The following is a 21,402-nucleotide window of genomic DNA, read 5'->3' on the forward strand; positions in this document are numbered from 1 at the left end:
GTTTTGGAAGCGTCCTTGGCCTTAAACTTCTTCAAGCTCTACCAATGTTCCATCGAAGTCTTTCGGATGGATGAACAGAACGGGTTTCCCATGTGCGCCGGTTTTAGGATTCCCGTCGCCAAGAATTCGAATGCCTTCGGTAACAAGTTGGTCGCGCATTTTTAGAATATCATCAACTTCAAAACAGATGTGATGGAGGCCACCATTCGGATTTTTTTCAAGAAATTTTGCGATTGGTGAATTATTTCCCAATGGGCTCATCAATTCGAGTTTTGTGTTGGGCAGTTCGACGAAAACAATTCTGACACCATGTTCAGGCAGGTCCTGAACAGGCGACACATCATTGTTCACGGAACGATAAAGTTCGGCAGCCTGTTCGATATCCGGTACGGCGATTGCGACATGATTCAGTCGGCCAAAGTGGTACACTGGAAAAACTCCCTATATAGCCATGCAATATAAATTGGTCTCATCAAATATTACGTAATTTCCCTTGTAAAAGATCAAGGATTTTGCTGGCTGCTTCGACCACATTGGTTCCGGGGCCAAAAACAGCAGCAACACCATTTTCTTTCAAAAATTCGTAATCCTGTCGGGGCACAACGCCGCCACAGACCACGATAATCTTGGAATTGCGGTTTTGCAACGCTTTGACAAGCTGCGGCAACAGGGTTTTATGGCCGGCTGCCAACGAAGAAACACCGATGAGTTGAACCTTGTTTTCAATAGCCATTTCGGCTGCTTCTTCCGGTGTCTGGAAAAGTGGCCCGGCAATGATTTCGAATCCCATATCGCCGAATGCCGAAGCAATGACTTTTGCTCCGCGATCGTGACCATCTTGTCCGAGTTTGGCAATCATGATGCGCGGGCGCTGGTCTGTTGTATTAATTATATCGCTCAAGCGCTGTTTTAATGTTTTATATTCGGGTTCGCTCGCAAATGCTTTGCCATAGATGTTTTTGACCACAACAGGTTTTGCCGAATGGTCACCGAAAACTTTGCGCATTGTGTCCGATATTTCACCGACGGTTGCGCGTGCCCGTGCAGCTTCCACTGCGGCTTCAAGCAGATTACCCTTTCCGCTTCTGGCAATATTTTCCAGATTCTTCAATGTGTCAGTGACTTTCCGGCTATTGCGGGTTTGTTTGATCTTTTCCAGTCGGGCAATTTGTTGGGCGCGGACTTTTGTATTGTCAATTTCAAGGATATCGATTTTCTTTTCTTCATCGGAGCGGAATTTATTAACCCCGACGATAATCTCTTCTCCCTTGTCAACGGCCGCCTGACGGGCGGTTGCCGCTTCTTCGATGAGGCGTTTCGGCAAGCCGTCAATCACCGCTTTGGTCATGCCGCCCATGGCTTCAATCTTGTCAATGAGAGCGGATGCTTTGTCGACGAGTTCTTTGGTGAGCGTTTCGACATAATAGGAACCGGCGAGCGGGTCGATGACCTTGGTAAGGCCCATTTCATTTTGCAAAATCAATTGTGTATTGCGGGCAATGCGTGCCGAAAATTCGGTAGGTAATGCAATCGCCTCGTCAAAAGAATTGGTATGAAGCGATTGTGTTCCACCCAAAACAGCAGCCAATGCTTCATAAGCGGTGCGCACAATATTATTATAGGGGTCCTGTTCTTGAAGAGAAACACCGGACGTCTGACAATGGGTGCGCAGCATCAGGGAAGATGCTTTTTTAGGTGAAAATTCATGCATAATGCGCGACCATAAAAAACGTGCCGCGCGTAATTTTGCCGCTTCCATGAAAAAATTCATGCCGATGGCAAAGAAAAATGAAAGTCGGCCGGCAAATTGGTCAACATCAAGCCCTTTTTTAAGAGCCGCACGCACATATTCTCGCCCGTCTGCAAGAGTGAAGGCCAGTTCCTGTACAAGCGTGGCTCCCGCTTCCTGCATATGATAACCGGAAATGGAAATCGAATTGAAGCGCGGCATTTCATTGGCGGTATATTCGATAATATCGGCAATGATGCGCATAGATGCTTCGGGCGGATAGATATAGGTATTGCGTACCATAAATTCTTTGAGAATATCATTCTGGATTGTTCCTGAAAGATCGCGCCTTGCAACGCCCTGCTCTTCGCCAGCAACAATAAAATTCGCAAGAATGGGTATGACAGCACCATTCATCGTCATCGAGACAGACATTTTATCAAGCGGAATACCGTCAAAGAGGATTTTCATATCTTCGACTGAATCGATCGCAACACCGGCTTTTCCTACGTCTCCCACAACACGGGGGTGATCGGAGTCATATCCGCGGTGTGTGGCAAGATCAAAAGCGACCGAAAGGCCTTTTTGCCCGCTCGCAAGGGCTTTTTTATAAAAGATATTCGATTCTTCGGCGGTAGAGAAACCGGCATATTGGCGGATTGTCCACGGCCTTCCGGTATACATTGTCGCTCTGGGGCCACGCAAAAACGGGTCCAGCCCCGGTAATGTGTCCAAAAGATCGTCGTGAGCGAGATCGTCTTTTGTATAAAGTGGTTTGACATCAATGCCCTCGGCGGTGTGCCAGACAAGTGTGTCGGGAGAAGCTTTAAGCTCCTTTTCAGCAAGTTTTTTCCACTCGCTTATGTCTCCTTTTCCGGTCATGTCTATTCGAACTCCATAATGGTTTCGTCAACACCGAGACTTTGTCCGACTTTCACCGAAATCTCGCCAATTTTGCTTTTCTTTTCCGACCTCAGCATATTTTCCATTTTCATCGCTTCAACGATCGCAAGAGGTTGGCCGATTTCGACTTCATCGCCTTTTTTGACAAAAATCGCGGTAATGACGCCGGGCATCGGGCATAACAACATTTTGGATGTATCAGGCGGCAATTTTTTCGGCATAAGTGCTGCAAGGGTAGCAATATTGGGTTCCCTGACATGGGCAATTGCGTCAATACCACCGTGGCGCAACCTTATGGATGTTCCTTTGACGTCGACCTTCACAACCATGTTCGACCGGTCGGAAACAGAAAATTGGCAAATAGTCATGCCTGGTAGCCAATAGCTTTCAAGGGTAATCTGTTCTCCATCGGCAAATTCCAATTTGGCTCCGGCGTGATCAACCTCAATAACCAAAGGAAAAGACTGGTCGAAGATCGACACGACCCATTCATTTTTTACAATACGCCGGTGGTTGTCGAGTGTGCCGGAAATCATCGCCGCCCGTTCTTGCAATTTAAAATTGATAAATGCAGCAATAGCTGCAAAGGAACGCGCTTCATCCGGCGTCGGCGAGACACCATGAAAGCCATCCGGAAATTCTTCCGCAATATAGGCGGTGGTTAATTTGCCTTGCTGAAAGCGTTTTTGACGCATGACAGCCGAAAGAAATGGCAAATTGTTTCCGATGCCTTCAAGTTCGAAACTGTCGAGGGCTTCTTGCATGGCTTGAATCGCCATTTGGCGATTTTTCCCCCATGTAACGAGTTTCGAAATCATCGGGTCATAATAGATCGAGATTTCTCCCCCTTCATAAACGCCGCCATCGTTACGGATTTTCACTTCATCGTTGTCGTCGGTTGCAACAGGGGGATTATAACGTGTCAGTCTTCCGGTCGAGGGGAGGAAATTGCGATAGGGATCCTCGGCATAGAGCCGGCATTCCAATGCCCAACCATTCCGTTTGACATCATTTTGGGAAAGCGGCAAAGCTTCACCGTCGGCAATACGGATCATCAGTTCGACTAGATCAAGTCCGGTAATCATTTCGGTGACCGGATGTTCAACCTGCAAGCGGGTGTTCATTTCCAGAAAATAGAAATTCCGTTTGCCATCAACGATAAATTCCACCGTACCGGCGGAGTGATAATTGACAGCACGGGCGAGCGCAACCGCTTGTTCACCCATGGCTTTGCGGGTTTTTTCGTCAAGAAAAGGTGAGGGAGCTTCTTCAATCACCTTCTGGTTGCGCCGCTGGATGGAACATTCTCTTTCATTGAGATAGATAATGTCGCCATGCTTATCGCCCATGATCTGGATTTCGATATGGCGCGGTTCACTCACAAATTTTTCGATAAAAATGCGGTCGTCTCCGAAGGATGATTTGGCTTCATTTTTCGACGCCTGAAATCCTTCTCTTGCTTCTTCATCATTCCATGCAATGCGCATACCTTTACCACCGCCACCGGCAGAGGCTTTAATCATGACCGGATAGCCGATTTCACGCGCGATTTTTACAGCATGATCTGCGTTATCAATCAGTCCCATGTGTCCGGGAACAGTTGAAACGCCGGCTCCCGCGGCCAATTTTTTGGAAGTAATCTTGTCACCCATAGCGCGCATGGCATTTGCCGGCGGCCCGATCAATATAATCCCTTCCTGTTCCAGACGATCGGCAAAAGCAGGATTTTCCGACAAAAAACCATAGCCCGGATGAACTGCATCGGCATTGCTCTGTTTGACCGCAGCAATGATTTTTTCAATGTCGAGATAGGATTGGGATGAAGGCGAGGCGCCAATATGAATGGCCTCATCGGCTTGGCGTACATGAAGAGCATTGGCATCGGCATCCGAATAGACAGCGACCGTTTTGATGCCCATTTTTTTTGCCGTACGAATGACGCGACAAGCGATTTCGCCACGATTGGCAATCAGGATTTTTTTAATCATTTGAAGCCTCAAAGCGGGATAGTGTCATGTTTGCGATCACGATTTTCGACTTTTTTATTGCGAAGGGCAGCAAATGCCCGTGCCACTCTTTTGCGGGTGGAATGAGGCATGATCACTTCGTCAATAAAACCGCGCTCGGCAGCAATAAAAGGATTGGCAAAACGTTTTTCATATTCTTGCGTCAGGCGGGCAATCTCCTCTTTGTCATCAAGATGTGACCGGTGGAGAATTTCAGTGGCCCCTTTTGCCCCCATGACAGCAATTTCCGCCGTTGGCCATGCATAGTTGATATCGGCACCAATGTGTTTTGATGCCATCACATCATAGGCGCCGCCATAGGCTTTCCGGGTGATGACCGTCACCATCGGAACGGTTGCCTCGCTATAGGCAAAGAGCAATTTCGAGCCGTGAATGATAACGCCGTTATATTCCTGCGAAGTGCCGGGCAGGAATCCGGGAACATCGACAAGTGTCAGGATCGGAATATTGAAAGCGTCACAGAAGCGTACAAAGCGTGCACCTTTGCGGGCAGTGTCAATATCAAGACAGCCTGCAAGCACCATTGGCTGGTTTGCAACAACGCCGATCGTGCGTCCTTCAATACGGATAAAACCGGTTATCAGATTTTTTGCAAAATTCTCTTTGATCTCGAAAAACGAGCCCTCATCGGCAACACTTAAAATAAGCTCTTTCATGTCGTAGGGCTTTGTGGATGAATCGGGAATGAGCGTATCAAGCTTCATATCGAGCCGTTCGGTATCATCGTAAAAAGGCCGCACAGGCGGCTTTTCTTTGCTGTTTAACGGCAGATAGTCGAAAAGCAGCCGGATATTTTCCAATGCTTCGATATCATTTTCAAAAGCCCCGTCAGCAACAGAAGACTTTTTCGTGTGGGTTGTTGCGCCACCCAATTCTTCAGCAGTAACAATTTCATTGGTGACAGTTTTGACCACATCGGGGCCGGTGACAAACATATAGGATGAGTCACGAACCATAAAAATAAAATCGGTCATTGCCGGTGAATAGACGGCTCCACCGGCACAAGGTCCCATGATAACGGAAATTTGTGGTATCACGCCTGAAGCTTCGACATTGCGACGGAAAACTTCGGCATAACCTGCAAGCGAGGCAACACCTTCCTGAATACGTGCACCACCAGAATCATTAAGGCCGATAACCGGTGCACCATTGCGCGCGGCCATATCCATGATTTTGCAAATTTTTTGTGCATGCGTTTCAGAGAGCGAACCGCCGAGGACGGTAAAATCCTGAGAAAAAACGTAAACCTGTCGGCCGTTGATTGTTCCCCAGCCGGTAACCACGCCGTCGCCTGCGTATTTTTGCTCTTCCATGCCGAAGTCGGTACACCGGTGATTGACGAACATGTCATATTCTTCAAAAGAACCAGCATCAAGAAGAACGTCTATGCGTTCGCGCGCTGTGAGTTTACCTTTTTTATGTTGAGCTTCTATACGACGCTCGCCGCCGCCAAGGCGGGCACTCTGGCGCCGTTCTTCCAATTGTTGCAATGTTGCAAGCATTGTTTCTCCCTCGGTTTTTAAAAACCGCTAAAGCGCATCCCTTTATGGTTTTTTGTGATGCTGTTATGCGAGGAATAGATAGCGAAAAAAAAAGAAAAGGCGCGTTTTCTCTTACCGCAGCCTTTTCTTTTCCTCCCACATGTATTCGATCAATAAAGGCGAAGCCTTTTTCCTCCACAATTCAAAGCTATCACAGCGAAAAAAATAATAAAGCTTGATCGTGTGCGAATGCATAAGTTATAAAAATGCAAATTGTAAATTGCGAAATTGTGAAAAATGGCTATCGGGAAACTCTATATCGGGCGGAAAGTGCGCAAATTGCGGGAAGACCAGCAATTGACGCAAGCCCATTTTGCCGAGCGTATCGGCATTTCTACCTCTTATCTCAATCAGATTGAAAATAACCAGCGGCCGGTTTCGGCAGCGGTTCTTCTATCTTTGGCTGAAAAATTCCATATTGATATTTCCAGTCTTTCTTCCGGCGAGGATGACCGTTTGCTGTCTGCTTTGAGCGAAACTCTGAGCGATCCGCTATTTAGAAATAATCGGGCAGGAATGCAGGAATTAAGGCTTATTACGCAAAATGCGCCGGGTCTTGCGCGTGCACTTATTACGTGTCATCAGGCCTATCGACTGGCTTCCGAACAATTGGCAAGTACCGATGGCCGGTTACAGGCAAGCGGCCTCACGGAAGTTTTACCTTATGAAGAGGTGCGCGACTTTTTCCATTTTGTTGATAATTATATCGACGATCTCGACCGGAGCGCCGAACGGCTCGCCGCCGAGATCGGTATCGGTGAGAGTGATAATCATTCCGCCATTATCCAACGCCTCGAAGAACGCCATCAGGTTCTTATACGCTGGGGCACAGACGATAATGGCATGGTTCGCCAATTTGATCCCAAGAGCCGCGTTTTGACGCTAAATCCCTATGTTGCGCCACAGCAACGCACGTTCCAACTGGCGGTCCAGCTTGCACAATTTGAAGCGGATTCGCTTTGCGACGAGATTATCAAAAAAGCCTCTTTTAAATCGGAAGAAGCCAATCAGATTTGCCGCATCGGACTTTATAACTATTTCGCGGGTGCACTGGTTTTGCCCTATAAACCTTTTCTGCGCACTGCCAATTTGTTGCGGCATGACATCGAACTGCTCGCTGCCCGTTTCAGTGTGTCATTGGAACAGGTTTGCCACCGGCTTTCGACCTTGCAACGTCCCGGTGAAAAAGGCGTTCCGATTTTCTTCGCCCGCATTGACCGCGCAGGCAATATAACCAAACGGCACAGCGCCGTGAAATTGCAATTTGGCCGCTATGGTGCGGCTTGTCCCGTCTGGAATGCCCATCAGGCTTTTGAAACCCCCGGAAATATTATAAGGCAACTTGCCGAAACGCCCGATGGCGTGCGTTATCTTTGTCTGGCCGTACAGGTGGTAAAACGGAACGGTGGCTATCACAGCCCGCATCCCCATTATGCTCTGGCTTTCGGTTGCGAAATATCGAATGCTTCACAATTTGTTTATGCCGATGGTCTCAACCTCGAAAATAACGCCGCTTACGAACCGATCGGTATTTCATGCCGGATTTGTTCGCGGACGGCTTGCCCAAGTCGGGCAGCTCCACCGCTCAAACATAAACTGTCGGTCAATTATAATGAGCGCGATGTATTACCTTATACATTGGAACAAATCGGTTAAACCTGTTTGCCAATTAATGATGCTCTGGAAAGGTTCAGCTCATAAATGCAGGAACGACTGAACCTTTTTTGATAGCGTTAGTCGTTCCAGAAAAATTGTTTTGAAAAGATTAAAAATCCGGACGGCTTAAATGAAGTTTTCGAGGTCGCCCATAATTAGAAATTCAAGAATAAATAACTCAGGCATTCGAGCGGTTTTTGATCAATATGGATGACGGTTGCGGCAATAAGCTGGTCGATGGAAAGATTATGAAGGGAGAGATATATTTCTCCTCGTATTGTTAGCTTATATTATGCGCAAGACATTTCTTTTTCTGTACCGTACTCGGTATTTCGTTTCCCACCGTATTTCGCATTTCCGATTTTTAAAACGACACATGAAACCGGTGTTGCTGCTTGTTGACATTTTATGAGTGTATAGCCGGAAACAGCATAGTGAACTGTTAAAACCGGTCTTCAAATTTATAAAGCGAGAGTGCGAATCCCATAATTTGAATGGTCATTCACACCCTCGATCATTTTCTATTCAGTCGTCTACCGATGAAATTTTAAAAAGCCCGCTTAACCGGCTTTTAAAAACCGAAAATTGATTATTTATCAACCAGTTTCAACCGGCTGTCATCATAACGTTTTCCGGCAACTTTATCAGGGCTGACAATATTTTCGAGCCGCTTGCAATCATCTTTTGTAAGATGAATTTCTGTGGCAGCGACATTGTCTTCCAGATGGCGGATTTTTCTTGCCCCCGGTATCGGTACGATAAAATCACCACGGCTTAGAACCCATGCCAATGCAAGCTGGGCAACAGTGGCATTTTTCTCTTTTGCCATTTTTTCCATTTCGCTAATGATTTGCCGATTTTTTTCAAAAGCTCCTTCCTGAAAACGTGGCAATAACCGACGGAAATCGTTAGCGCCCAGGCTTTTGGTTGTAAAATCGCTGGCGAAAAAACCGCGTCCTAAAGGACTATATGGGACAAAGCCAATGCCAAGCTCGCGGCAGGTTGCCAGAATTTCCTTTTCGGGATCACGTGTCCAGAGCGAATATTCACTTTGAAGTGCACTGATCGGATGAACCTTGTAAGCGCGTCTTATTGTTTCGCTGTTTGCTTCCGAAAGGCCAAGCGCCCGCACTTTACCTTCTTTAACGAGATCGGCCATAGCCCCGACTGTATCTTCAATCGGAACATTCGGATCAACCCGATGCTGATAAAGTAGGTCAATCACTTCAATGCCCAAACGCTTGAGCGAGGCTTCAGCAACTTCACGCACATGTTCCGGCCGTCCGTCAACGCCGGTGGCGTCAATGTGACCATCAGGTTGACGTTCGAGTTTAAAACCGAATTTTGTGGCAATCACCACTTTATCACGAAAAGGTTTTAATGCTTTGCCGACTAGAATTTCATTATTGAAAGGGCCATACATTTCGGCTGTATCAAAAAGGGTAACACCCAGTTCGACTGCGCGGTGCAATGTTTTGATCGCCGATTGTTCGTCATCACCGCCATAAGCATGTGTAAAGCCCATGCATCCAAGTCCGATTTCCGAGACACTCAATACACCGAGTTTGCGTTTTTCCATGCTTCAATTCCTCTTTATTTTTGTCTGTTTGTCTATTTGTTAAAATTCTAGAGGAATATTTATTGTTTGTTTATACTATTTAATTCGCTAAATATGATCTAAAAATTAGAACAATTGAAGGGCACGGGATTTATGGACAGGCAGCAACTCTCCCATTTGCTCATTTTCGAGACAGTGGTGGAAGAAGGCAGTTTCCGGACAGCGGCTAAAAGGCTGAATATTGCGCCGTCAGCGGTATCTTATGCAGTTGGAAAACTGGAAGAAAGTCTGGGTGTCCAGCTTTTCAACCGTACAACGCGCAGTCTTGGCTTGAGCGAAGCAGGCAAGGTTCTTATGCATGAAACCGCTTCTGCTCTAAGAGTGATCGAGGATGGCTTTAATGCCGCCAAAGCAACCCATAACAAGATATCGGGTTTGTTGCGCATAAATACCGGCTATTCGGCAGCCAAATTTGTGATCGCGCCTTATTTGGGGGCGTTCAGCGAAGCTTATCCCGATATTACACTTGATCTCGTCATCGACAATCGTTTCGTCGATATTGTCAAATCGGGTTATGATGCTGGCATCCGTATCCATGAACAAGTCGAAAAGGATATGGTGGCAGCAAAAATAGGAGGAGATTTGCGAAGTGTTCTTGTGGCAACGCCAAAATATTTCGAAACACATCCGGCTCCCCATGATCCTACCGATTTGAAAAATCATAAAGCAATTTTATACCGGTTTAACGAAAAACGGACTTATGTTTGGGAATTCGAAAAGGGGCGGAAAAAATATACAGTTACGCCACCTGAACAACTTATCCTCAACAACCATCAATTGGTGGTTGATGCGGTGCTACAGAATACCGGACTTGCCTATGTTTTCGAAAATTACGTGAAGGACGCAATCAAGGAAGGTAAGCTTATCAAAGTGATGGAAGATTGGACGCCGTTTTTTCCAGGATTTTATATTTATTATCCGCAACAAAAAATGCGTGCAGCGCTGCGTGCTTTTATCGATTTTTTTATCGCGCATAATCGTTGATACGACATGTCATAAAACTCTGAGCAATTAAAAATTTAAAAGTTATAGACGTTCTGATGACAATGTTCTGTGGTGATTTAAAAGTCATGGGCAACAGTCTTGATTGAAACATGATGCCCACCAACATCAGAAAGTTTGTTCAAAAAAATTCTTTCAATCAAGTATTGCTATTTGCCGGTCATTTATAATCGGAAATTTTTTGTTCATGACGATAATGAAATGGCAAACCGCTCATCGGTTTTGATCAATTAAAGTTCGCTTGTCCAAAAACTTTTTACAAAAATTCCATTCCGGAATTTCTGGTAAAATCTACCGGTGTTTGCCGTTCAAAGAGGTTAAAGAGAAGGTAACCGTCGGGATTACCTTCTCGTTTTTTATTTTAATGAAGCCCGTATAATTGACGTTTAATCATCCAAAATGGCGGGTTTTCACCAGTTCTTGAATTTCTTCAAGTGTTGAAGGGTCTTCAATCGTGCTTGGTATTGACCATTCATCACCGTCAACAATTTTTCGTATGACAGCGCGCAGAATTTTACCCGAACGGGTTTTGGGTAATTTACGTACTGTCATGACAAGTTTGAATGCTGCAACCGGTCCGATAATCTCGCGGATGCGGGCAATGCATTCCTTTTCAATGATGGCGTCTTCCCGTTCGACATTATGTTTGAGGACAATAAAACCACAGGGAACCTGCCCTTTCAAATTGTCTTTAATGCCAATAACCGCACATTCGGCAATATCCTGATGTCCTGCCAGTGCTTCTTCCATGCCGCCGGTTGAAAGTCTGTGACCGGCGACATTGATGATATCATCGGTACGGCTCATGACAAACACATAACCATCTTCATCAATATAGCCCGCGTCCGACGAATTATAAAACCCGGGGAAACGCTCAAGATAGGTTTTTTTGAATTGTTCGTCAGCGTTCCACAAAGTTGGTAAACAACCGGGCGGGAGCGGCAGGCGAAATGCCAGATTGCCGAATGTTCCAGGCGCGACCTTGTTGCCGTCATCATCAAGAACTTCAATGATAAAGCCCGGCATCGGGAGGGTTGGGGAACCGGGTTTAATAGGCAAAAGCTCCAATCCCAGCGGATTGGCTGCAATTGGCCAACCGGTTTCGGTTTGCCACCAATTGTCGATAACCGGTACGTGAAAAAGGTTGGTTACCCATTGCAAAGTATCGGGATCTGCCCGTTCTCCGGCAACAAACATGGCTTGCAAATTGGGTAATTTATAAGGTTTTGCATAATTCCCGTCAGGGTCTTCGCGTTTGATCGAGCGAAACGCGGTCGGAGCAGAAAAAAACGAGCGCACATTATATTCTTCACATATACGCCAAAATGTTCCCGGATTCGGTGTACCGATCGGTTTTCCTTCAAAAAGTACGGTTGTTGCACCGACGATGAGCGGTGCGTAAAGGATATAGGAATGCCCCACCACCCAGCCGACATCGGAAGCGGTAAACATAACCTCGCCAGGTTTGACGTTGAATACAGCCCCCATTGTCCATGCCAGTGCTACAATATAACCGCCAATGTCGCGCATAACCCCCTTGGGTTTTCCGGTCGTACCGGAGGTATAAAGAATATAAAGCGGGTCGGTTGCGGAAAGCTCTGCACACGGGACTTTGCGCCCCATATTTTCTTTGAGCACTTTGGCGTAATCGAAATCACGCCCTTCTTTTAAGGTAAAAAGTCCCTCGGGGGCTTTTTGGGTAATCGGCCGTTCATGAACAATGCAATGGTCGACTTCATGTTTAGCCATGTCTATCGCTTGATTAACCATTGCCTGATAGGGAACAATACGGTTCGGTTCAATTCCGCAAGAGGCAGCAATGATAAGTTTCGGCTTGCAATCGTCAATCCGGATCGCAAGTTCTTTGGCAGAAAATCCCCCGAATACAACCGAATGCACGGCTCCAATACGCGTACAGGCAAAAACCGAAGTAAAAACCTGCGGAATCATCGGCATATAGATGAGAACGCGGTCTCCCTTTTTTATGCCGATATCCTGCATAAAGGCTGCGAGTGCCTGCACTTCTTCGTAAAGTTGCTGATAAGTGATTGCTCTTTTAGCATTGCTCACCGGACTATCATAATAGATAGCCACTTGCGCGCCACGTCCCTCTTTGACGTGCCTGTCGACAGCATTATAGCAAGCGTTTGTTTTACCCCCTGTGAACCAACGGCCATAAACTCCGGCATCTTTATCAAACACTTTGTCATATGGTTTGAACCAGTCGATCAGACGGGCAGCCTCACCCCAAAACTTGTTCGGGTGTTTTAAACACTTGTCATAAATCTGTTTGTAAGACGACATTATGCAACCCTCCCAGTTTGCAAATTCCTCAGCCGCGGAATCTAGCGAGTAAAAAATTCTTGTCTAGTGCTAAATTGTACCAATAGAAAAATATCTTGCATTACGATAAGGTTATGTTGTGTTTTAACGGTTCCAGAGCATAAGATTTCTTGTTATGAAAATTGGAAGTACCTATTTTGCTGTACTTCCGAGGAGGGCGATTTTAATGGATGAACCGACTACCAACGCTGCCGATATTGCAGAAAGACAGGCTGCACTGCTTTCCGCAGCTTTGCCTTATATGCAGAAATACGAGAATAAGACCGTTGTGGTGAAATATGGTGGCCATGCAATGGGAGATCCTGAACTCGGACATGCTTTTGCGCGCGATATTGCGCTTCTCAAACAATCAGGCATCAACCCGATTGTCGTTCATGGCGGTGGTCCGCAAATTGCAAAACTGCTGGCTAAAATGGGAATTGAATCGAAGTTCGAAGGGGGACTTCGGGTAACAGATTCAAAAACTGTCGAAGTTGTCGAAATGGTGCTCGCCGGTTCGATCAACAAGGAAATTGTTGCGATGATCAATGCCGAAGGTGAATGGGCAATCGGTCTTTGCGGCAAAGATGGCAATATGGTTTTTGCCGAAAAAGCCAGGAAGACGGTTATCGATCCCGATTCCAATATCGAGCGCATTCTGGACTTGGGATTTGTCGGCGAACCGGTTGAAGTTGACCGTACACTTCTTGATTTGCTTGCCCGTTCCGAAATGATACCGGTCATTGCGCCGGTTGCACCGGGAAGGGATGGCAATACCTATAATATCAATGCCGATGTTTTTGCCGGTGCCATTGCCGGAGCGCTAAAAGCCAAGCGCTTGCTATTTTTAACAGATGTGCCCGGTGTTCTCGATAAAGCCGGAAAACTTTACAAAGAACTGACAGTCAAGCAATGTGAAGAGCTTATGCGTGACGGGACCATATCCGGCGGTATGATACCAAAAGTCGAAACGTGTATTCAGGCAATCAATCGCGGTGTTGAAGGCGTTGTTATTCTGAATGGTAAAACTGCCCATTCGGTTTTGCTTGAACTTTTTACTGAACGCGGTGCAGGTACGTTGATTGTGCCATGATAAACGAAAAAATTTTGTCTAAGCTCACAACCGTGAATGTTTGGGTATTCGATCTTGATGATACACTTTATCCGAGAGAAAGCGGGCTTTGGGCACAGATCGACAAACGTATCAGTGCCTATGTCAAAAAACAGCTCGAACTCGACGATGATGAAGAGGTCAAAAAATTTCGGCAATATTTCAGGCAAACTTATGGTGGCGCTCTACGCGGTATGATCGAAGAATATTTTGTCGATGTAAAAGACTATTTGAGGGATGTTCATAATATCGACTATTCGCCGTTAAAAAAAGATCCGCAGCTTGCCGAAGATATTAAAAGCTTGCCCGGCCGCAAATTCATATTTACCAACGGCGACCGTGCTCACGCGGAACGTGTTCTTACCCACCGTGGCTTAACCGGATGTTTTGACGGCATTTATGATGTCACATTTACCGATTTTTTGCCCAAACCTTACCGGCAAGCCTATCACAGATTTTTAGGACATTTTTCAATCGATCCGGAAAAAACGGCAATGTTTGAAGATAATCTTGCCAATCTTTCAACCTGCAAAGAACTTGGCATGACCACGATACTGGTTGGTCACAAAGAGGATAAAGAAATTCCGGCTTTCGTTGATATTGAAGCACCGGAACTTGAAAGTTTTCTCCATAGCCTTTCGGATTACCTGAACAGGGCAAGCTGAATGGCGGGAGCGAAGGGAAACGCGTTTTATCTCTTGTCGAGACAAGAACTCGCTCTGATCGGCATAACTTTTCTATGGGGCGCAACCTTTCTTATCATCCATCTGGCAATGCGCTCCTGCGGGCCATTATTCTTTGTCGGTTTCCGCTTCATTCTTGCCGGTATTTTTGCCGGCATCATTTTTTGGCGAAGCCTCAAAAATATCAGTATGCATGATATTTTTGCCGGTGCAGTTATCGGCATTCCTATTTTTCTGGGGTATAGTTTGCAAACTGCCGGATTAAAGACCATTGCAAGCAGCCAGTCGGCCTTTATTACCGCTGTTTATGTTCCGCTCGTACCGCTCTTGCAATGGATAATTTTACGTAAAAAACCGCGTTTGACGAGTTTCATTGGAATAAGCTTTGCGTTTATCGGTTTACTTCTGGTTTCAGGGCAAGGAATTCATGCAATAGATTTTTCAAAGGGCGAAATTCTCACACTTTTATCGGCTTTTGCAATTGCCTCGGAAATTGTCTTTATCAGCTTTTTTGCCGGTCGGGTCGATAGCCGACGTGTCACCGTTGTACAGCTTTTTGTTGCGGGCTTCCTTTCCTTTGTGGCAATGCCGGTTAATGGCGAAACTATTCCGGCATTTTCTTGGGTGTGGGTGTCGGCAGGATTGGGGTTGGCTGCGATGAGTGCTCTCATTCAGCTTACAATGAATTGGGCGCAACGCTCGGTTTCACCAACGCGTGCAACAATCATCTATACCGGTGAACCGGTTTGGGCGGGTCTCGTCGGGTGGATTGCCGGAGAGCGCCTGCCGCATCTTGCAATTCTTGGAGCATTTTGTATTATTATTGGTATTCTTGTTTCCGAATTGAAGCCGAAAAGGCGGGCAATGGCGCAAGAATGATAAAAAGCGCCAAAAAATTTCTTTTTAAAAACACATCCGGACTATGGAATGAAAGCAGCTCGCTTGAAAAGCTATGACTTTTTATAAAAAACCTGAAACCGTGCTATTGACGGTTTGAAGTGTTGTTTAAAGACGTTTTCTCAAAACGAAAAAAACAGTCGGAATTTCAGGTAAAAATCGGGCAATTTCAATAAGCTCATCTGTGGAATGAAGAAGATTTCTGCAAACTTGCTTCCCAACATTCATTTCGGCTTTGCGTTTCTTTGCGTTCCTTGCTAAATCGCTTTTCATGACAGTAGATCGCGACCATATTCGGAATTTTTCCATCGTGGCCCATATTGACCACGGAAAATCAACTTTGGCTGACCGGCTCATCCAGATGACGGGTGGCCTTGCGCAGCGGGAAATGAAAGAGCAAGTGCTTGATTCGATGGATATCGAGCGCGAACGCGGCATCACCATCAAAGCGCAAACAGTGCGGCTTCATTATAAGGCAAAAAATGGTGAAACCTATATTTTGAATTTGATCGACACACCGGGGCATGTCGACTTTGCCTATGAGGTCTCGCGTTCTCTTGCTGCCTGTGAAGGGTCACTTCTTGTTGTCGACGCTTCGCAAGGCGTGGAAGCGCAAACGCTCGCCAATGTCTATCAGGCAATTGATAATAATCATGAAATCGTTGTTGTTCTCAACAAGGTTGATCTGCCTGCGGCCGAGCCCGAACGTGTCAAAGAGCAAATCGAGGAAGTGATCGGCATTGATGCGAGCGATGCAATAGAGATTTCGGCAAAAACCGGTATGGGCGTCGACAAGGTTCTCGAGGCTATTGTCCACAAACTGCCAGCACCCCGCGAAGGGGATATTAACAAGCCGCTCAAAGCAATGCTGGTCGATAGCTGGTATGATGCCTATCTGGGCGTGATTGTTCTTGTGCGTGTAATCGACGGGGTTTTGAAAAAAGGCCAGACCATCCGCATGATGGGCACCGGTGCAAAATATCCGGTCGAACGGGTTGGTGTTTTCACTCCCAAAATGGCAACGATTGAAGACCTGGGGCCGGGGGAATTAGGCTTCATTACAGCTTCTATCAAGGAAGTGGCCGATACCCGCGTTGGCGATACAATTACGGAAGATCATCGTCCGTGTGACCATGCTTTGCCGGGGTTCAAGCCCGCGCAACCGGTGGTTTTCTGCGGGCTCTTTCCGGTTGATGCGGATGATTTTGCCGATCTTCGAGCGGCAATGGGCAAGCTTCGTTTGAATGATGCCAGTTTTTCTTATGAAATGGAAACCTCCGCTGCTCTGGGCTTCGGTTTCCGCTGCGGTTTTTTGGGTCTTTTGCACCTTGAAATTATCGAAGAACGGCTTGAACGCGAGTTCAATCTCAACCTCATTGCCACGGCTCCTTCTGTTGTCTATCGCATCAATATGACGGACGGGTCCGTAAAAGAGCTGCATAATCCGGCCGATATGCCTGATGTTGTTAAAATTGCCTCCATTGAAGAGCCGTGGATACGCGCCACAATTATGTCACCGGATGAATATCTCGGTGCAATTTTAAAACTCTGTCAGGATCGTCGCGGGATTCAGGTTGATCTTTCCTATGTCGGTACACGTGCGATGGTTACCTATGACCTTCCGCTCAACGAGGTTGTTTTCGATTTCTATGATCGTTTGAAATCGATTTCCAAAGGCTATGCGTCTTTCGATTATCACGTAACCGATTATCGGGAAGGTGATCTCGTTAAAATGAGTATTCTGGTCAATGGTGAACCGGTTGACGCACTTTCGATTCTCGTGCACCGGTCGGGAGCCGAAAAACGCGGTCGTTCAATGTGTGAAAAATTGAAGGAACTTATTCCTCAACACATGTTCCAGATTCCGATTCAGGCAGCTATTGGCGGCAAGATTATTGCGCGTGAAAATATCCGCGCCTTGCGTAAAGACGTCACAGCCAAATGTTATGGCGGCGACGTGAGCCGTAAACGCAAACTTCTTGAAAAACAAAAAGAAGGCAAGAAGCGTATGCGCCAATTCGGTAAGGTGGAAATCCCACAAGAAGCGTTTATCCAGGCTTTAAAAATGAATGAATAGCACTTGTGACAGTGTTCATTCTGAACGTCGGGCGATGGTGGGGCGACAATCTTACGTGTCTATCACTATCTGTGCATTCAATGTGATCTGCTTACATAAGAAATGATTTTGCAGTGATTCGATTCTCAACCATCGATTTTTTTAAAAATCGGTCGAAAAAGCCGAAACCGGTTTTGTGCAGAATAACGACGTCGGCTTGAACGACGCTCTTTTGCCATTCAATGTCAGAGGGCTATTTTCTTCAAAGGAAAAAAACACAAGTCCGAAATCTATTTTCGTTTGAAAACCGGAGTGATTCGGCATAATTTGAAAAGCATTCAATTTGATCAGGAATTGCCCGATCCAGGCCAAGAAAATTTTTTAATATTTCCAAAAATACAATTTTTCTTTTATCGAAATTCAAAACTTCAATCATAAGGTGTTAATTTGTAAGTTATTCGCATTTGTTAGCGTCTTTGGGTGTTGACGCTTATTAATAAGCCGACTAATAATCGATTTAAATTTTCAGAAGCTACTCGTTTTCCGGCTTTTCATGGGCCGAAAACCGGTTGGGCTTTGGTCATTTTAATGACCTTGGCCCGGCGCAGCAGAGTTACACCCCCGCATACTCTGCTGCACTCTATTTGCCAAGATAAGGTGGAGAAGTTTAAAACTTCTTCGCCTTTCTTTTTTTGAGAATTTTCGATCATCTCGAATAGTCTGGTTCGCGGCTAATCCGGTTCTCCCCCGCTGGTTTATGATTACCGGATAAACGGATAGACTTGGAATTTTTATTCCATTTCCATTTATCCGGATTTTATAAACATGAGCGATTTTTTAACCGGATTTCCTAGTCGCGCAACAAGTCATTGACGGATGTTTTCGAGCGGGTTTTTTCATCGACCCGTTTGACAATGACTGCACAATAAAGATTAGGACCGGCTTCTCCATTCGGAAAAGGTTTTCCTGGCATAGTTCCCGCCACAACGACTGAATAGGGTGGTACTTCGCCATAAGTGATTTCACCGGTTGCACGGTCGACAATTTTAGTTGATTTGCCGATGAAAACGCCCATACCAAGCACTGCCCCTTCACGGACGATGCATCCTTCTACCACTTCGGAACGTGCACCGATAAAGCAATTGTCTTCAATAATTGTGGGACCTGCCTGTAAAGGTTCAAGAACGCCACCGATACCCGCACCACCCGACAGGTGGACATGTTTGCCAATTTGTGCACAAGAGCCGACTGTCGCCCATGTATCAACCATTGTGCCTTCACCGACATAAGCACCGATATTGACGAATGAGGGCATCAAGACAACACTCGGCGCAATATAGGCTGAACGACGCACAATGGCATTGGGGACCGCGCGGAAGCCCGCTTTTTCGAAATTATCGGCATTCCAGCCGTCAAATTTCGATGGCACTTTATCCCACCATGATGATTTGTCAGGCCCGCCCGAAATAAGTCCCATAGCATTGAGGCGAAATGACAGGAGAACCGCTTTTTTCAACCATTGATGAACTTTCCAGTTGCCATTGGTTTCGCGTTCGGCAACGCGCAGTTCTCCTTTGTCGAGCTGATCAAGCACATGGTCAACTGCGTCACGTATTTCTCCCTTTGTCAGGATATTTACTTTTTCGCGTTCATCAAACGCCTTTTCAATGATGGATTCCAGTTGGGACAGATTGGTCATGGCATTAGGTCTCCGTTAAGTAAGTCGAAAGCATCAGCATTTATTCTATCCGGCCTAATGCAAGAAACAATTGTGGTCAATGAAAAGGAAGATCCTGAATGGCTAATGGCGAAAAAAACGGTTGGACACCTTTTCGGCACTCGAAAGAGGATGCCCGTAAGGTTCATGAAGTTCCCGATACTGCCCAAACGCGTTCACCTGCCTATCGCCTTGCCTATGTAGACGAAGATTTCATGATGCGGCGCGAGTTGCGTGCTGTCCGAATCGGTCTGGAATTGATGAAGCCCGAATTCAGTTTTGTTGAACACGGCATCAAGTCAACCGTTGTATTGTTTGGTGGAGCGCGCATTCCGGAACCGGGTAAAGAACCGCGTGCCGCAAAAACCCCCGAACAGAAGAAAAATCTTGAAAATGCCTCCCGTTATTACGACGAAGCGCGAAAATTTTCCCAACTTTGTTCACAATATTCTGCGTCGACCGGTCATCATGAATTTGTCATTATAACCGGTGGCGGTCCCGGTGTGATGGAGGCGGGCAACCGCGGTGCAGCCGATGTCGGTGCTCCCAGTATCGGGCTTAATATCGTATTGCCGCATGAACAGGCACCAAATCCTTATGTAACACCCGATCTTTGTTTTGACTTCCATTATTTTGCGATGCGCAAAATGCATTTTCTCATGCGGGCTAAAGTTATTGCTATTTTTCCGGGTGGCTTTGGTACATTGGATGAATTTTTCGAATCACTCACCCTCATCCAGACAGGTCGTATGAAACGTGTGCCGATATTAATGTTCGGCCGTGAATTCTGGCAAAATGTTATCAATCTCGATTATCTTGCCGAACAAGGGACGATTTCACCTGATGATGCAAAACTCGTCAATTATGTCGAAAGTGCTGACGAGGGCTGGTCGATCATACGCCAGTTTTACCAATTGGTGTAATCGACAAAAATCCTGATTTTCCAATCAACCGACATCCGGAAAATGGAAGATTGTTGCCAATGGATTTGTCTGTCATTGCCGGTTCAGCTTGGCAGATCGGGATGATCGTCGCCGATGAATATCCCTGCCCGTTAAACTCATCGACTAAGTATTGTTTTGAACAGTGTTCTTCGCGTTATGTTTAATCTAAATTGGGTTTATATTTAATCTGAATTGAATGAGTTTAATGATATTTCTTATAAAAAATATTGTTTCTTTAAGAGAAAATTTATAGCAAATTTTATTTTGAATGACTTTAAATGAATTTAAATTATATTGAATGCCATTGAATGGCCGGTTCTTTTAAAAAGCGGTTAGCGGGTTTATTGGTATTTTTCTGTCAGAAGAATAAACGTGAACCAAGAATAGATTAAAATAAAAGGCGGGTAAAACCCGCCTCGCTTATTCATAAAACCGAATTACTTACGCGGTGTACCGTCGTCAGATTCGCCTTTTTCATCATCCTGAATAACAGTCTTGTCCAATGGCGAATCTTTCTTTTCACCAGGAACATAACTGTCTTCACGTGAACCATCACCAAAGTGGCGACCGGCGTTGCCACCACGATCATGATGAACCTCGCCCTCGGGGGCTTTTGCCTTTTGGCCTTCTACGTAGCTATCTTCAACCGAACCGTCACCTGAGCCATTGCGGGCTTCAGCTGCCAATATCATCGATCCTGCTGCCAAAAGGCCAGCCAAAGAGACTGCAAGAACCTTTTTCATTTTAACTTCTCCTGTTTTGAAGCGTTGATGCTCCATGTCATCACACTGCTTGGTTAAACTATCCTGAATTGAATAAACAATAAAGAAATGTTCCAGACAGTGTTTTATTCAAGTCACAAAGCTGTTCCGGGTCATTTAGTTTGTGACAATGGCATAGAAACATAATCGGATTTTATTTGCAAACCGGATTTTTTAGATACCTCGTCGCAGGTGCCAGCCGGTTTTTAGCTTTATAAGTTTTGTGGGTTCTGAAAATAACTTTGGCTCCAATGAAAACAGGGGCTTGGCGGATTGTTACTCGAACCGGAAACAGTTAGAAAGACGAAAATATTGGCAAAAAACCGCTTTCTCATATGAATCTTTTCAACATCTCTTGCACCTCTACAGGGGTGCCCTTATATACGCGTCAACGAGGTTCGTTATGGTTGCCGATTTTTGAGTGGCCATTACGGG

General features: G+C 45.8%; 15 protein-coding genes. 7 read left to right on the forward strand and 8 right to left on the reverse strand.

The window, feature by feature from the left end:
* Window positions 1-21 precede the first annotated feature (21 nt).
* Genes mce through H3S82_RS01630 form a run of 4 tightly spaced genes read right to left on the reverse strand, consistent with a single transcriptional unit; the run spans window position 22 to window position 6,161 of the window.
* Window positions 22-429: a methylmalonyl-CoA epimerase gene (gene mce / locus H3S82_RS01615; protein WP_198232431.1), complete on the reverse strand. Its 408-nt coding sequence runs from the start codon at window positions 427-429 to the stop codon at window positions 22-24.
* 43 nt (window positions 430-472) lie between these two features.
* A complete protein-coding gene (gene scpA, locus H3S82_RS01620; RefSeq protein ID WP_198232432.1) occupies window positions 473-2,611 on the reverse strand; it encodes a methylmalonyl-CoA mutase in 2,139 nt (712 codons plus the stop codon).
* 2 nt (window positions 2,612-2,613) lie between these two features.
* Window positions 2,614-4,620 (reverse strand): acetyl/propionyl/methylcrotonyl-CoA carboxylase subunit alpha, encoded by a 2,007-nt coding sequence (locus H3S82_RS01625; protein WP_198232434.1) that lies wholly within the window; start codon window positions 4,618-4,620, stop codon window positions 2,614-2,616.
* Window positions 4,621-4,628: 8 nt separating this feature from the next.
* On the reverse strand, window positions 4,629-6,161 hold the full coding sequence (locus H3S82_RS01630; protein ID WP_198232435.1) for an acyl-CoA carboxylase subunit beta: 1,533 nt from the start codon (window positions 6,159-6,161) through the stop codon (window positions 4,629-4,631).
* 276 nt (window positions 6,162-6,437) lie between these two features.
* On the opposite strand from H3S82_RS01630, the gene H3S82_RS01635 reads away from it, so the two are divergent.
* On the forward strand, window positions 6,438-7,856 hold the full coding sequence (locus H3S82_RS01635) for a short-chain fatty acyl-CoA regulator family protein (protein ID WP_198237095.1): 1,419 nt from the start codon (window positions 6,438-6,440) through the stop codon (window positions 7,854-7,856).
* A 589-nt stretch (window positions 7,857-8,445) separates the two neighbouring features.
* Here the strand turns inward: H3S82_RS01635 and H3S82_RS01640 are convergent.
* The gene (locus tag H3S82_RS01640; RefSeq protein WP_198232439.1) at window positions 8,446-9,435 is read right to left on the reverse strand and encodes an aldo/keto reductase; all 990 of its coding nucleotides are present in this window, start codon (window positions 9,433-9,435) and stop codon (window positions 8,446-8,448) included.
* Window positions 9,436-9,567: 132 nt separating this feature from the next.
* On the opposite strand from H3S82_RS01640, the gene H3S82_RS01645 reads away from it, so the two are divergent.
* A complete protein-coding gene (locus tag H3S82_RS01645) occupies window positions 9,568-10,458 on the forward strand; it encodes a LysR family transcriptional regulator (protein ID WP_198232440.1) in 891 nt (296 codons plus the stop codon).
* Window positions 10,459-10,866: 408 nt separating this feature from the next.
* Here H3S82_RS01645 and H3S82_RS01650 read toward each other — a convergent pair whose 3' ends face one another.
* Window positions 10,867-12,783, reverse strand: a complete 1,917-nt coding sequence (locus tag H3S82_RS01650; RefSeq protein ID WP_370541270.1) for an AMP-binding protein — start codon at window positions 12,781-12,783, stop codon at window positions 10,867-10,869.
* A 202-nt stretch (window positions 12,784-12,985) separates the two neighbouring features.
* Here H3S82_RS01650 and argB point away from each other — a divergent pair, with 202 nt between their 5' ends.
* From argB to lepA, 4 genes are all read left to right on the forward strand, one after another.
* Entirely contained in the window at window positions 12,986-13,891 is a 906-nt protein-coding gene (gene argB, locus H3S82_RS01655; protein WP_077969725.1) for an acetylglutamate kinase, read from the forward strand.
* Complete coding sequence (locus H3S82_RS01660; protein ID WP_078038789.1) at window positions 13,888-14,574, forward strand: pyrimidine 5'-nucleotidase; 687 nt, start codon at window positions 13,888-13,890, stop codon at window positions 14,572-14,574. The genes argB and H3S82_RS01660 overlap by 4 nt, the downstream gene beginning before the upstream one ends.
* Window positions 14,575-15,471: a DMT family transporter gene (locus tag H3S82_RS01665; protein ID WP_198237097.1), complete on the forward strand. Its 897-nt coding sequence runs from the start codon at window positions 14,575-14,577 to the stop codon at window positions 15,469-15,471. It begins immediately after the preceding gene.
* A 289-nt stretch (window positions 15,472-15,760) separates the two neighbouring features.
* Window positions 15,761-17,566 carry a translation elongation factor 4 gene (gene lepA, locus H3S82_RS01670; RefSeq protein WP_077969731.1) on the forward strand — a complete coding sequence of 602 codons (1,806 nt, stop codon included), beginning with the start codon at window positions 15,761-15,763 and terminating at the stop codon, window positions 17,564-17,566.
* A gap of 829 nt (window positions 17,567-18,395) precedes the next feature.
* On the opposite strand, the gene dapD is transcribed toward lepA, so the two are convergent.
* Entirely contained in the window at window positions 18,396-19,244 is an 849-nt protein-coding gene (gene dapD / locus H3S82_RS01675; RefSeq protein WP_198232443.1) for a 2,3,4,5-tetrahydropyridine-2,6-dicarboxylate N-succinyltransferase, read from the reverse strand.
* Window positions 19,245-19,342: 98 nt separating this feature from the next.
* Here dapD and H3S82_RS01680 point away from each other — a divergent pair, with 98 nt between their 5' ends.
* The gene (locus H3S82_RS01680; RefSeq protein ID WP_198234982.1) at window positions 19,343-20,185 is read left to right on the forward strand and encodes an LOG family protein; all 843 of its coding nucleotides are present in this window, start codon (window positions 19,343-19,345) and stop codon (window positions 20,183-20,185) included.
* Between the two features lie 458 nt (window positions 20,186-20,643).
* Here the strand turns inward: H3S82_RS01680 and H3S82_RS01685 are convergent, their stop codons facing one another.
* Window positions 20,644-20,949: a hypothetical protein gene (locus tag H3S82_RS01685; protein ID WP_198232445.1), complete on the reverse strand. Its 306-nt coding sequence runs from the start codon at window positions 20,947-20,949 to the stop codon at window positions 20,644-20,646.
* Window positions 20,950-21,402: the final 453 nt, after the last annotated feature.

The organism is Bartonella sp. M0192 (assembly GCF_016102305.1).
Lineage (GTDB): Bacteria > Pseudomonadota > Alphaproteobacteria > Rhizobiales > Rhizobiaceae > Bartonella > Bartonella apihabitans.

Excerpts from the sequence above, each read along its gene's own strand:
- scpA (WP_198232432.1), bottom strand. The coding sequence starts at position 2,611 with ATGACCGGAAAAGGAGACATAAGCGAGTGGAAAAAACTTGCTGAAAAG.
- H3S82_RS01625 (WP_198232434.1), bottom strand. The coding sequence starts at position 4,620 with ATGATTAAAAAAATCCTGATTGCCAATCGTGGCGAAATCGCTTGTCGC.
- H3S82_RS01630 (WP_198232435.1), bottom strand. The coding sequence starts at position 6,161 with ATGCTTGCAACATTGCAACAATTGGAAGAACGGCGCCAGAGTGCCCGC.
- H3S82_RS01635 (WP_198237095.1), top strand. The coding sequence starts at position 6,438 with ATGGCTATCGGGAAACTCTATATCGGGCGGAAAGTGCGCAAATTGCGG.
- H3S82_RS01640 (WP_198232439.1), bottom strand. The coding sequence starts at position 9,435 with ATGGAAAAACGCAAACTCGGTGTATTGAGTGTCTCGGAAATCGGACTT.
- H3S82_RS01645 (WP_198232440.1), top strand. The coding sequence starts at position 9,568 with ATGGACAGGCAGCAACTCTCCCATTTGCTCATTTTCGAGACAGTGGTG.
- argB (WP_077969725.1), top strand. The coding sequence starts at position 12,986 with ATGGATGAACCGACTACCAACGCTGCCGATATTGCAGAAAGACAGGCT.
- H3S82_RS01660 (WP_078038789.1), top strand. The coding sequence starts at position 13,888 with ATGATAAACGAAAAAATTTTGTCTAAGCTCACAACCGTGAATGTTTGG.
- H3S82_RS01665 (WP_198237097.1), top strand. The coding sequence starts at position 14,575 with ATGGCGGGAGCGAAGGGAAACGCGTTTTATCTCTTGTCGAGACAAGAA.
- lepA (WP_077969731.1), top strand. The coding sequence starts at position 15,761 with ATGACAGTAGATCGCGACCATATTCGGAATTTTTCCATCGTGGCCCAT.
- dapD (WP_198232443.1), bottom strand. The coding sequence starts at position 19,244 with ATGACCAATCTGTCCCAACTGGAATCCATCATTGAAAAGGCGTTTGAT.
- H3S82_RS01680 (WP_198234982.1), top strand. The coding sequence starts at position 19,343 with ATGGCTAATGGCGAAAAAAACGGTTGGACACCTTTTCGGCACTCGAAA.
- H3S82_RS01685 (WP_198232445.1), bottom strand. The coding sequence starts at position 20,949 with ATGAAAAAGGTTCTTGCAGTCTCTTTGGCTGGCCTTTTGGCAGCAGGA.